The sequence below is a fragment of the Natronorubrum sp. A-ect3 genome (assembly GCF_041821125.1).
Classification (GTDB): domain Archaea; phylum Halobacteriota; class Halobacteria; order Halobacteriales; family Natrialbaceae; genus Natronorubrum; species Natronorubrum bangense.
On sequence record NZ_JBGUBB010000002.1, the window covers coordinates 933026 to 946175 of the forward strand.

Below are 13150 nucleotides of genomic sequence, written 5' to 3' on the forward strand. Positions count from 1 at the left end.
ATGAATAGTTCTCAGCAGTTCGGGTCCGTGGGGTATAGTAGTGGGGTCGACGCGACGGAACTCGTCGATCGAATCGGGCTCTCCGAGAACGAGATTGAGTGGCGAAAACAGTTCATTGAGTTCTCAGACGAGGACGTCGAGCGGTTACGCCGCTACGAGGAGACGTTCACCCGGCACGGCGACGACGTTGCGGATATGTTTTATGGAAAAATCGAGGAGAATCCACAGGTACTCGAGATCCTCGAGCGCTCACCACGGAGCATCGAACAGCTCAAATGGTCCCAACAGATGTACCTGGTGACGCTTGCAACGGGGACGTTCGATCAGGAGTATTTCCAAAACCGGGCGCGGATCGGGAAGCTCCACGACATGCTCGAGATGCCGGTGAAACATTACATCGGCCAGTACGGTATCTACTACAATCTCCTGTTGCCGATCATCTCCGAACAGATCCAGGACGATATTTCCGCGGCGATCCGTGACGCGATCGAGCGTCAATCAGAGCTTCGAGACGACGAGGACGACAGCGGCGGCCGACTATCGTCGCTGCTCGGCCGCGGCGGCGACGATGAGGGCGAAGACGAGGCGTTTGACACCACGATTTCGGAACTCGAGGACGAACTCTCGGTTCGGATCGACGAGCGCATTGACGAACTGCACTCACTGTTGAAGATTATCAACCTGGACATGCAGGTCGCGATCGATACGTACATTGACTCCTACGCCGACGTCGAGGGGCTGTTAGACCACCAGCAAGACGTCACGAGTAGAGTGTCCCACGCGCTGCAAGATATTTCACTGGCGGGCGAAGCAGTTGCGACGAGCGTCGACGACATCAGCGAGTCGGTCACTGCACAGTCCCAACAGACGAGCCAGGCGTCGACGGAGATGCAAAACATCAGCGCGTCGATCGAGGAGCTGTCGACGACAACCGATACGATCGCTGGCCGTGACGACGAACTGCTCGACGCCGTCGAAAGCAGCGAGGACCACTGCGAACAGGCAACGGAGTCGGTGGTCGAACTGCGCGAGTCCGAAGCCGACATTCGCGAGGAGGTCGACGCGTTCAAATCGATCGTCGCCGAGATCGAGACGCTCAACGACGAGATCGCCGACACCGCAGAGAAGACGCGGATGGTCGCTGTCAACGCGAACGTCGAATCCAAGCGATCGGGGGAGACTGGGAACTTCAACGTCGTCGCCGACCAGTTCCAAGAGCTCTCCGAGCAGATGACACGCCGAACGAAACAGATAGACGAACGGGTCGAAACGCTCCGCGAGCGGGCCGAAGAAACGCTCAGTTCGATCGAGACGAACCAACAACGGGTCGACACCAGCCAGCAGGAACTGTCGGAACTGACCGACGACCTCGACGACGTCCGTGAGAGCACGAGCGAGTTCATGCTCGACGTCGACGAACTCTCGTCGCTGATCGATGCCCAGGCCTCGAGTACACAGGAGATGACGACCCGAATCGAGACGATCGACGACGAAGCACAGTCGATCAACAACGACGTCGAGACCGTCACCGGCGAGATCGAAGAGCAGTTCTCGAAAGTGGAGATGATCGAAAGCGTCCTGACGGAACTCACTGAAGAAAGCCAACAGCAGACGGCTCGCTACGACCAGCGGACGGCATACAGTAACAACTGAACCGATTCACGCCAGATCGCACGAAAGCGCTGCGATAAGATTGGAGTGATGTAACTATCGGACTCGAGACCCCATCAAACACTGTGGAAACAGGACGGTTAAGCCGCCGGACACGCTACCGGCGGGTATGAGTCTCGAGACCATGCAACCAAATCCGACGTGGGACGCCGCGTCCTACGAAGCGGCTGTCGACACGCTCACAGCGCACAACGACGAACTGGTGTACAAAGTCTGGGGTGGCGACTGGTGTAAGGACTGCCGGAAACTGCTGCCCGATCTGGGCGCGGCACTACAAGCTGCCGGCGTTCCCGACGACCGAATCGAGGAGATCGCCCTCGATCAGGACAAGCAGGGTCCCGGTGTCGAAGAGTACGACATCGAGTACATTCCGACGGTCGTCGTCGAAACCGACGATAGCGAGGAAGTCGTCCGATTTGTCGAGTCGGAGGACCTGCCGCCGGCCATCTGGCTCGCCGAGCAACTCGACGACGCGCTGTAACCGGCCCGAAACGGTTTCGACGCGGATTTTTCGACGCCGATGTGTCGGCGTTAGAACGGACTTTCAGGTCCGTCGCTTGTCGTCTCGTCAGCCGTGGTTGCGCTCGTGTTCCCACCCAGCCACTCGAGGGCGTCCTCGACATCGCGGGTCGGCGGCGAACACGTCCGGCCACGACAGACGTATAGCGTCGGTTCGCCGTCACGCGCCTCACGGCCGGCCCAGATCGCCGGCGCGTCCGCGAGCCCTAACTGCTCGAGCCACGCCTCGAGTCCGTCCGCAGTCGGTGGCCGGCGTGCGAACAGCCGGTCGGGATGGTACGTCTCAGCGAAGCGGTCGCGCCATGTGTCGGGCAGTTCGTCGGCGGCGACGGTTATCTCGAGGGCACCCGACTCGAGCCGATCAGCGGCCAGACAGAGCGAGGCGTGCTGGAGCGGGTTCGCCTCGATGCGGTTGGCGTGGGTCTCGAGGACGGTCGACGCGATTGCCTCGAATGCCTCGCTGTCGCCGGCAAAGCCGTCAAGGGCGAGCAGTGTTTCGACGGCGACGCCGGCTGCCGAGGGCGTCGACTGATCGTTCAATTCCTGTGGCCGCGTGACCAGCGACTCGCCGCTTTCGGGGGTGAAGTACAGCGTCCCGGCCTCGGCGTCCCAGAACTCCGCTTCGATAGTGCGAGCTAACTCGAGTGCAAAGGCGAGGTGGTCGACCTCGCCGGTGGCCTCATAACAGCCCACCGCAGCGCGCGCGAGGAACGCGTAGTCCTCGAGATAGCCATCGACGGCGACATCCTCATCCTTATACCGTCGCGACAGTCGCTTTTCGTCGGCGTCCCAGAGTCGGTCCCGGACGAACTCGAGGGCGTCGACAGCGGTCTCGGCATATTCGTCCTCGCCCAGCACCAGCGCTGCCTCGGCGTAGGTCGCGATCATCAGGCCGTTCCAGCTTGCGAGGACCTTCTCGTCGCGGTTCGGTCGCGGCCGCTGCTCGCGGGCCTCGAATAGCCGTTCGCGAGCGGCCTCGAGTCGCGTTTCGACATCCGATTCCTCGAGGTCGAACTCTTCGGCGAGACTCGAGATCGATTGCACGCGATTCGGCTGATTCTGCCCTTCGAAGTTGCCAGACTCGGTGATGTCGTAGCGCGCACAGAAGAGGTCGGCGTCAGTTTCGTCTTCGAGCACCTCGCTGACCTCCTCGGGCGTCCAGACGAAAAAGGCACCTTCCTCTCGCTCGCCTGTCTCCGGATCCTCGCTCTGGGCGTCGAGCGTGCTGAAGAAGCCGCCCTCGTCGTGGGTCAGTTCCCGCTCGACGAACTCGAGGGTCTCGGCGACGGTCTCGGCGTAGCGTTCATCGCCCGTGAGCTGGTAGCCTGCAAGCAGGGCGCGGGGGATCTCGGCGTTGTCGTACAGCATCTTCTCGAAGTGGGGGACCGTCCAGTCCCGGTCGACGCAGTACCTGTGAAAACCGCCGCCGACGTGGTCGTAGAGGCCGCCATCGATCATCGCGTCGAGAGATTCCTCGAGCACCTCGAGATACTCCGCCCGACCCATTCGGTCGAACGCGCGGGCGAGCACTCGGAGTCTGGAGGGCTGTGGGAACTTCGGCCCGCCGGAGCCGAAGCCACCGTACTGGCGGTCGGCGCTGCGCACGGCCGTGTCGGCTGCCGCCTCGAGGGCGTCGCTCGAGGGGGGCTCGGCGGCCGCAACAGTGTCTGGCGTCTCCTCGAGTTGGTCCGTCGCTGCGTCGGTCCACTGCTGGGCGCGGTTTTCGACCTCGTCGCGATCCGTCTCCCACGTCTCGGCGAGACGCTCGAGGATATCAAGGAAGCCGGGCTGGCCGCGTTTCGATTCCTTGGGAAAGTAAGTCCCGATGTGGAACGGTTTGCCCTCGGGCGTGAGCCACGCCGAGAGCGGCCAGCCGCCCCGGCTGGTGACGAGCTGGCAGACGGTCATGTAGATGCTGTCGACGTCGGGACGCTCCTCGCGGTCGACTTTGATCGGGACGAAGTTCTCGTTGAGCATGTCGGCGACCTCATCGTCGGCGAAACTCTCATCTTCCATGACGTGACACCAGTGACACGCCGAGTAGCCGATCGAGAGGAAAATCGGCACATCGTGTTCTCGTGCCGTCTCGAGGGCCTGTTCGTCCCACGGCTGCCAGTTGACGGGGTTGTCCGCGTGCTGGCGCAGATACGGGCTCTCCTCCTCGTCGAGGCGGTTTCGCTCGGTTGGCTGGTCCATACCCTCGGCTACGGTTGGCAATAATAAAAGTCCGGCGTATATTAATAGGAACGGCCGTTCCGGACACGAAACCAGTCGAGTCGGCGGCGACAGTGTCGGCCGCCGAAACCGATGGTTCGTTACTGCGTCTCTTCCTGGAGCAGTTTGCGGAGCACGAGGTGGAGCACGCCACCGTTCTCGACGTACTCGACAGCCATCGGCGTGTCGACCTGTGCGGTCACGTCGAACTCGGTGGTCTCGCCGTCGTCGTCCTCGGCGGTGACCGTCAACACGGCGTTTGGCTCGAGGCCGTCCTCGAGACCCTCGATGGAGTAGTGCTCGTCGCCCTCGAGGCCGAGTTCTTCCCAGCCCTCGCCGGCTTCGAACTGCAGGGGCAGGACGCCCATGCCGATGAGGTTGTCACGGTAGATGCGCTCGTAGCTCTTGCCGATGGTCGCGCGGATACCGAGCAGGTCGGTTCCTTTCGCGGCCCAGTCACGGCTCGAGCCGGTTCCGAGCTCTTCGCCGGCCATGACGATCAGCGGCGTCTCCTCCTCGCGGTAGCGCTCGGAGGCTTCGAAGACGGTGGTCTCCTCGCCGGTTGGGTGGTGGACCGTGTAGCCACCTTCCTTGCCGTCAAGCAGCTCGTTTTTGATGCGGACGTTCGCGAAGGTGCCACGCATCATGACTTCGTGGTTTCCACGACGGGAGCCGTACGTGTTGAACTCGTACGGTTCGACGCCACGCTCTTTGAGCCACTGCCCGGCAGGCAGGTCCTCGCTGAACGGTCCAGCGGGGCTGATGTGGTCGGTCGTGACGGTGTCACCGAGGGTCAACAGCGCGCGTGCGCCCTCGACGTTGTCGACGCCGGGTTCCTCGAGCGGGAAGTCCTGGAAGAACGGCGGCTCGCGGATGTACGTCGACTCTGGGTCCCAGTCGTAGACCTCGCCGGTTGGGGCGTCGAGCGATTCCCAGCGCTCGTCGCCGTCGTAGATGCTCGAGTATTTCTCCTCGAACATATCAGGGGAGACACTCTCGTGGATCGTCTGTCGGACTTCCTCGGTGTCCGGCCAGATGTCCTCGAGGAAGACTGGCTCGCCCTCGTCGTTCGTGCCGATTGGCTCCTCTTCGAGGTCGATGTCCATGCGACCTGCGAGGCCGTAGGCGACGACCAGCGGCGGGCTGGCGAGGTAGTTGGCCTTGATTTTCGGGTGGATACGGGCTTCGAAGTTCCGGTTGCCCGAGAGGACGCTCGTCGTCCAGAGGTCGTGCTCGTCGATGGCTGCCTCGACTGGCTCCGGCAGTGGGCCGGCGTTCCCGATACAGGTCGTACAGCCGTAGCCGACGACGTGGTAGCCGAGTTCTTCGAGGTCATCGAGGAGTTCCGCACGCTCGAGATACTCCGTGACGACGCGGCTGCCGGGTGCGAGGCTGGTCTTGACGTACTCGGGCACTTCGAGACCCTGCTCGGCGGCGTTGCGCGCGAGCAGACCGGCCGCGACCATCACGGACGGGTTCGAGGTGTTCGTACAGGACGTGATCGCGCTGACGAGGATGTCGCCGTGGCCGATCTCGATCTCGGTGCCGTCCTCGAGTTCGACGGGGACCTTCTCGTCGAGCGATGGGGTCTGCTCGGCGACGAGGCCGCCGTCGCTTTCAGCAGCGCCCGATGGGAGGACACCCTCTTCCTCGAGCAGCGTTGGGAAGTGTTCGTCCAGATCGCCCATTGGGATACGGGCGTGGGGCTTCTTGTGGCCGGCAAGGCTTGGTTCGACTTCGCTGAGGTCGAAGTCGACGACCTCGGTGAACTCTGGGTCCTGCTTGCCGAAGAGGCCCTGTGCCTCGAGGTACTCGCGAACGAGATCGATGTGATCCTCGTCGCGGCCCGTGAGTTCGAGGTACTCGAGGGTCTTCTCGTCGACGGGGAACATACTGATCGTCGAGCCCTGTTCGGGGGCCATGTTCGAGATGGTCGCACGGTCTGCGACCGACAGCTCGGCAACGCCGGGGCCGAAGAACTCGACGAACTTGTCGACGACGCCGACCTGGCGGAGCTTTTCGGTGATGTGGAGCACGAGGTCAGTCGCGGTTGCGCCCTCTGGGAGTTCACCCGACAGGCGGACACCGACGACTTCCGGCAGGCTCATGTTGATCGGCTGGCCGAGCAGTGCGGCCTCGGCTTCGATGCCACCGACACCCCAGCCGACGACACCGATGCCGCCGATCATTGGGGTGTGGCTGTCCGTGCCAACGAGCGTGTCGGGGACGAGCCACTGCTCGCCGTCGACTTCGCGCTCGTGGACGACGCGGCCGAGGTGCTCGAGGTTGACCTGGTGGACAATCCCGGTTCCTGGGGGCACCACGTTGAACTCGTCGAACGCCTGCTGGGCCCACTTGATCGCGCGATAGCGCTCTTCGTTGCGCTCGTACTCGATCTCGACGTTTTTCTCGTAGGCGTCGGAGGTGCCGAAGTGGTCGACCTGCACACTGTGGTCGATCACGAGGTCACAGGGGACTTCAGGCTCGACGACCGTCGGGTCGACGCCCTTGCGGTCGGCGGCCGAGCGAAGTGCTGCGAGGTCGACGACTGCGGGCACACCCGTCAGGTCCTGCAAGACGACACGCGACACCGTAAACGGAACCTCGGCGTCCGGCACATCAGGTTCCCACGACGCCGCTGCGCGGATCGAGTCGGCGTCGATCTGGTCGCCGTCGGCGTTTCGAAGCACCGACTCGAGCAGAATCCGGATGCTCACCGGCAGTTTCTCGAGGTCACAGAGGCCCTCCTCCTCGAGGACCGTCAGGTCGGCCATCTTGTACGTCTCGCCATCGTGTTCGAATTCCCGGATCGCATCCGAGAACGAATCGGTTGCCATAGGTGACTTTCGAACCGGGGGGTTTTCAATCTCCCGAGAATCTGCTGTAGAATCATTATATACCATTCACCATCCCCATATGTTAGAGTGGCACGAATCGGCACTCAGGTCGCCAAAATGCGTGTCCTGATACCACACCACTTTCGTGATTGTCGGACGGTGATTTTCAGCCAGCAGTTGGAGCCGAATCGGAGAGAGCGCTGTCGCCCACTCGCTGTGTCCGGCACCTGAAACACAGCCCGCTGCCCGTCACAGTCCCCAGTTCGGTCACTCGTGGCGGGCGTACTCCACGAACGCGAACCCATCGCGTTCGTCACGCGAAACCACCCGAAACGACTCCCGGTCCCAGTCAGGAAACACGGTGTCGCCGTCGGGTTCTTCGTGAACCTCGGTGACGATCAGTCGGTCGAGGGCGGGCAAGAACTGTTCGTAGACGGTCGCGCCGCCGGCGATGAACACGCGGTCAGTGTCGTCGTGGCGCTCGCGGGCCGCCCGGTCGGCCGCCTCGAGTGCGCCCTCGAGGCTGTTCGCGACGATAGCGTTCTCGGGCGTCTCGAGGTCTCGACTCGTCAGGACGATCGTCGTCCGCCCCGGCAGCGGTTCGCCAAGCGCCTCGAGAATCCCCTCGTAGGTGACCCGGCCCATGATGACCGGGTGGTTCATCGTCGTCTCCTTGAAGTACTGCAGATCTGCAGGGATATGCCAGGGCATGTCGCCGTCTTTCCCGATGACGTCGTTGTCCGCGACGGCGACGATACCGACGAGTTCGCGGTCGGTCTCGAGGTCGTCCCCGCTCATTCGGCCACCGAAAACGTGAGTCCGTCGTGGCAGTCGTAGTCCCGCAACTCGACGTCCTCGTAGGCCAGGTCGTCGATAGATGCGTCACCGATCTCGAGCGTTGGGCGCGCGAGTGGCTCTCGAGACAGTTGCTCGAGCAGACCGGGGACGTGATCGAGTCGCTCGTCACCCTCGGCTTCGGCTGGCGCGTTGGTCTCGAGCCACTCGCGGACGGCGAGATAGTCTGCACGCTCGTCGACGTCGGCCAGACGAGACTGCAGCGCCTCGAGGTTGTCGGCGTACCACTCCCCGCGCGCGCCGCGGCCGCAGTAGATGTGGGCGTCGACGACCGTGTGGGCAAAGGTTCCGGGTTCGAAGCCCGTCTGCTGGGCGACGACCTTCGTCAGGAGCGCGTAGGCCGCGATATTGAACGGAATCCCCAGTGCGGTATCACCGGAGCGCTGGGTGAGATGGCAGTTCAGCCGGTCGCCCTGAACGTTGAAGACGAACGAGTAGTGACACGGCGGCAGCGTCGAGACGGCCGCGTTGGCAGGATGCCAGGCGTTGACAACGAGTCGACGCGAGTTCGGACTGTCCGAGAGGGTGTCGACGACGTACTGGAGCTGGTCGAACGTCTTCCGCCCGTCTGCCTCTTCGGTAACCCAGCGGTGGGCCTCGTCAGGCCACGTTTCGCCCTCGAGTTGTGCGTCGCCGTCGGGAATCGGATACCGCCGCCAGAACCGGCCGTAGGCGGTGTCGAGTCGCCCCTCTTCGTCGGCCCACGCGTCCCAGATCTTGGTCTCTTCGCGGAGGTTTGTGACGTGTTCCTCGCCGGAGAGATACCAGCACACCTCGTGCAGCATTGAGTTCCAGCGGTAGCCGTCCATCTGTTTGGTCGTCAGCAGGGGGTACCCCTCCTGGAGATCGACCTCGTAGTGCTCGCTGAACGACGAAATCGTGTCGACGCCGGTCCGATTTGGCTTGTAGGTACCATCGGACAGGACCGTGTCGACTAACTCGAGGTACTGTTGCATTGTCGCTGCATTCGTATTCCGCAACTAAAACCCACCAGTCTTAACGTTTCAATCTGCCTTCGTATCGACCGGTCGCACTTTCATCACGCTGTCCAGACCGTCTTTGACCCTTGCGCCTCCCGACGACGAGTACGGCAGGGATCGACGAACCCCGCCGCGTAATTCGTTCGCTCGGCCGCGTTCGGGTCAGGTTGTGGCTGTGTCTCGCAGCCGCCATACGTCGAACAGACCGCGGAAGAACAGCACAAAAAATCCGACCAACAATAGGACGGCGAGACTGGCTCCGACGAGGCGAGGAACGGCGACGAGCGTTCCGTCCCGGAGAGCGATGACGAGCCGAACCCCCGCCCAGCAGCAAAACGCGGCAGCGATGTACTGCCAGCTACGGTTCGTCTCGGTAATCTCTCGAAGGGTCACGAGGAGAGCCAGACCGAACAGCGGGATGGTGAGATTGACGACGTTCGAAACCCCGCCGAACCACTCGAGCATCGGCATCAACTGATCGCTCCACGATCAATACTCTTCTGACATCTCGAGTGCTCACCCGTCCGAATCAGCGTCGAAATCGGCGTCGACGGGGAGCACTCGCTCGGTGATCGAGAGATCGCCATACGTCGCGTACACCCAGCCACAGACCAGCACAACGCCGAGGAGCAACCTGACGGTCCACAGCTCGACGGTCACGAGGAGCGACGGGGTTCCGACCCACTCGGCGACGACGACCGACGGCAGCGTTAGTTCGGGAGCAGCGGCGAGCGGTTGCTGCTCGAGGCTGAGGGCGGCGATGCCGCCGAAGTGGACACCGATCGGCAACCCCAGTCGACCGGTGAGGACGTAGGCCGTTGCGAACAGAATCCCGCCGATCGCGCTCGTAACGATGGCCGCGAGACCGCCGCCGAGAACGTGGAGCGCACCGAACACGGGGAGGCTGACCGCGACTGCGACGACGACCGTCGCCGTCGCGCCAATCGATCGCGAGCCGAAGCGAGCGTACAGTCCCGCAGCCGCGTTCGGGATGAGGATCGCGCGAAAAACTACTTCTTCGAACACGTTGTTGACAAGGAGAAATCCCAGCACCACTACGAGGACGAGCCCACCAAGCGCCGCTGAGTCGACGCCGACACCCGTCACCGATACGCTGAGCGTTAGATCACCTCGAGCAGCCTGATACCCGACCGCTCCTGCACTGGCGGCGACGCCAATGAGAATGCCCGCGGCGAAGTCGGCGATCCACCCGCGGGAGCGGGCGAAGCCGTAACTCGAGACGGGTCGGCGGTCGAGCCGCGAAGCGACGAGCAATCCCGCAACCGCCGAGAGCGCGATCGTGATCGACAACCCAACAAAAAAGCCCGCTGTCGCGACGACTGCCGAGGTTTCGCCCGCCTCCATCCAGCCCTCGAGAACCGATGTGACGACGGTCTCGAGCAACACGTGACCGGCAACGTAGAGCGCGATAGCGACGATGAGCGGGGCGAGTACTCGCCACGTCGTGCGCAGGCGGGTATCGCTCAAGCCGTACAGAAGCGTGTCGCTGGCGGATCGATTCGATTCCCTGTCGACAGTCGATTCAGCCATGGGAACGAATACCATCCCCACTGTCAAAGACCGTCCATCGCGGCTTCAGAAGGTGAATTCACGCTTACGAATCCGCTCCGTCTCCGTCAGTCTTGTCGGCGAAGTCAGCCAACGCGGCCGCTACTGACTCGAGTGCAATCACGGTTCCATCGTGATTGCATAGAGGATACAGCAAAACGCGAAGACGTTCGTGACCTGGTAGGTGGTCACGATCCAGAACTGCGAAATCTCGACGAGTCGCGTGACGACCGTCATCGCGAGTTCGGGGACGATGATCGCGGCGAATCCGAGCGCGAGGAACAACATCGGTCGGCTCTGATTCCGTCGATAGCCCTGAAACGCGAGGTAAATGATGGCGAGACCGAGAATGGTCAAGATGATAAAGAGGCTTCCCTGTACGATCGCTTCGATGGACGGGTCGATAGGTGGGATCATGCTCACATCTCCTCTATTAGTCTGGTGAATCGGTCGGCGGCCGTGTCCGTGCGTTCGATACTCAGCTCGAATCCGTCGTCGGTGAGATCGACGGTCAGGCGACGCACGTTCGTCCGGTACACCTTGTAGTGGTTTCCGTCGCGCTCTGGCACCGTCGATGCCACGACGAGGTCGTGCTCGCGAAGCGTCTCGAGGCGCCGGTAGATCGTCACCGCCGAGACGTCACACCGGTCGGCGAGGGCGTTCGCCGACAGCGATTCCGTGCGGGCGTGAACGAGGATAGAACGGGCGACGGAATCTTCTAGAACGCCTCCGATCGTTTCGACATCGCAGTCCTCGCCCATAGTTGACACATCGTTTGCGTGTTCGTAAGGTAAAACCCGCAGCTTCAGGATTTGAAGTCGCGAACGTCAGTAACGAATTCGGCTCGCATCGGAACCCAGCACTTGGAACCAGGATTACTCCGCACTCGGATACGCCAGTCGCCAGAGTCCCCACGCCGGAACCAGCGCGAACGGAAGGATGTACACGCCCTGAATGACCGTCCCAACCGACGGCGTGGCCGCGACCGCTAGCACGAACCCGAGGACGGCACACCCGGCGAGGGCGACCGCAGCCCCAGCCAGCCGTCGATCGATCGGTTCCAATTCTGTCGATCGAACGAGCAAATCGAACGTCGTTGCGAACGCCTCGCCGTCCGAGACAGGCCCGATATCGCGTTCGAACTCGTCGTCGCCCCAACCGACCGTCGCGGCGAACGTTCGGGTGTCAAGCAGGTGATCCGGAAGATTATCGCGGACGACCGTGACGTCCCGAACCTCGTGGAGCGGGACCGACCACTGCGGTTCGTCGACCCACGTATCGTACGCGACGAGTCGGTCCTCGTCCCGGTCGTCGTCCTCGTACCGCCGATACTCGAGCGGGCCGTATCTGAGGACGAACTTCAGAAACTCCACTGCGGGTTGCAACAGGAGCAAAGAGCCGAATGCGACAGCAGTCGCGACCACGACGGATAAGGGCGTGCCGTCGCCGGTAAAAACTGCGAGCAGGACGACCCACGAAATGACGATCCAGGGGGCGAAAAAGAGGCTCCTGAACAGCGTGTGCTGGACGGCAGTGTAGCGCACGGCGGTGTTGTCGGTCGAAAACCGAGCGGTGGGCTCGCCGTCGGGGACGATCGGCGGCTCCGTTGGCTCCGTCGGATCGTCGGGACCGGCGAGCCAGCCGAGAATGCGGTTCGGGCCGCCGTCCCTGTGGGCGGCGCGAAAGGAAGCCCACTCGACGAGTACCTTGGCGGCGACGAAGCCGACGAGCAGCGCCACTCCGCTGACGTCCTCCGGTATCGTGACCAGCATGAGGACGAACACGACGAAAAGCGTCTGTCCGACGTGTGTCTCGGCGACCTCGTAGGCGGAGACCGCCTCGTAGCGGCCGCCACGAATATAGTCGAACCAGCCGTCAGCCGCGCTAGCGGCCACCAGCGCGAGGATGCTCACCAAAACCTCGGGTCGCGTAAGGACGTCCGCGACGGGAATCGCTGTCGAGAGGATGCTCCCGACGGCGACTGCGACCCACGCGAACCCGGTGAAGACGGTGCTAACGAACGGGACGTTCCGCGGATAGATCGGCGGAAGCCACGGAACCAGTTGCGCGCTGCCGCGTCGCTCCTTCAGTTCGTCCGCGACGGTCGGGTCCTTGTGGTCGTTCTCGTCGGTTTCGACTTTCGACGGCTGCTGGGCGAACAGTGCCTTCGCCGCCGCCAGTGGGAACGACAGGAACACCTCGAGCGCGTAGACCATCGCCAGCGTCGCCGCGTCCCACCCGAACGCGAGGACGCCCACGAGCGGAAGCAGGTTCGCAAGCAGGATCGGGACGAACCCCGCCCGGGGATGGGTGGACTCGAGGGTGGATGGTGCACTCATCGCCTGTAGCCGTCGACATCGTTGCCGGATTTGATAACTTTTCTGAACTGTCTATCGGCCTCAGACGACGATTTCAATGGCTCGACTCTCGAGCACGTCGAGGGGAATCTGGTTTCCCTGCGCGAGAATATGCCGAGACCGGCTGTCGACTGGCCGGTGATCGGCA

The 13150-nt window shown here is 62.7% G+C and carries 11 protein-coding genes; 2 read left to right on the forward strand and 9 right to left on the reverse strand.

Annotation, left to right across the window (positions count from 1 at the left end; translation table 11 throughout):
- Entirely contained in the window at positions 1–1653 is a 1653-nt protein-coding gene (locus tag ACERJA_RS11340) for a protoglobin domain-containing protein (RefSeq protein WP_373608287.1), read from the forward strand.
- Between the two features lie 127 nt (positions 1654–1780).
- Positions 1781–2152 carry a thioredoxin family protein gene (locus tag ACERJA_RS11345; protein WP_006065575.1) on the forward strand — a complete coding sequence of 124 codons (372 nt, stop codon included), beginning with the start codon at positions 1781–1783 and terminating at the stop codon, positions 2150–2152.
- A gap of 50 nt (positions 2153–2202) precedes the next feature.
- Here ACERJA_RS11345 and ACERJA_RS11350 read toward each other — a convergent pair whose 3' ends face one another.
- From ACERJA_RS11350 to ACERJA_RS11390, 9 genes are all read right to left on the reverse strand, one after another.
- Complete coding sequence (locus tag ACERJA_RS11350; RefSeq protein ID WP_373608288.1) at positions 2203–4386, reverse strand: thioredoxin domain-containing protein; 2184 nt, start codon at positions 4384–4386, stop codon at positions 2203–2205.
- 119 nt (positions 4387–4505) lie between these two features.
- Entirely contained in the window at positions 4506–7241 is a 2736-nt protein-coding gene (gene acnA / locus ACERJA_RS11355) for an aconitate hydratase AcnA (RefSeq protein ID WP_373608289.1), read from the reverse strand.
- Between the two features lie 267 nt (positions 7242–7508).
- Positions 7509–8039: a dihydrofolate reductase gene (locus tag ACERJA_RS11360; protein WP_373608290.1), complete on the reverse strand. Its 531-nt coding sequence runs from the start codon at positions 8037–8039 to the stop codon at positions 7509–7511.
- Positions 8036–9052 (reverse strand): thymidylate synthase, encoded by a 1017-nt coding sequence (thyA, locus tag ACERJA_RS11365; RefSeq protein ID WP_373608292.1) that lies wholly within the window; start codon positions 9050–9052, stop codon positions 8036–8038. The genes ACERJA_RS11360 and thyA overlap by 4 nt, the downstream gene beginning before the upstream one ends.
- 186 nt (positions 9053–9238) lie before the next feature.
- Positions 9239–9541, reverse strand: coding sequence for a hypothetical protein (locus ACERJA_RS11370; protein ID WP_373608293.1), 303 nt, complete (start codon positions 9539–9541; stop codon positions 9239–9241).
- Positions 9542–9592: 51 nt separating this feature from the next.
- On the reverse strand, positions 9593–10627 hold the full coding sequence (locus ACERJA_RS11375; RefSeq protein ID WP_373608294.1) for a type II CAAX prenyl endopeptidase Rce1 family protein: 1035 nt from the start codon (positions 10625–10627) through the stop codon (positions 9593–9595).
- A gap of 138 nt (positions 10628–10765) precedes the next feature.
- Positions 10766–11062, reverse strand: coding sequence for a hypothetical protein (locus ACERJA_RS11380; RefSeq protein ID WP_373608296.1), 297 nt, complete (start codon positions 11060–11062; stop codon positions 10766–10768).
- 2 nt (positions 11063–11064) lie between these two features.
- Entirely contained in the window at positions 11065–11406 is a 342-nt protein-coding gene (locus tag ACERJA_RS11385) for a helix-turn-helix domain-containing protein (RefSeq protein WP_373608297.1), read from the reverse strand.
- Positions 11407–11520: 114 nt separating this feature from the next.
- On the reverse strand, positions 11521–12984 hold the full coding sequence (locus tag ACERJA_RS11390) for a DUF6498-containing protein (protein WP_373608298.1): 1464 nt from the start codon (positions 12982–12984) through the stop codon (positions 11521–11523).
- Positions 12985–13150 lie beyond the last annotated feature (166 nt).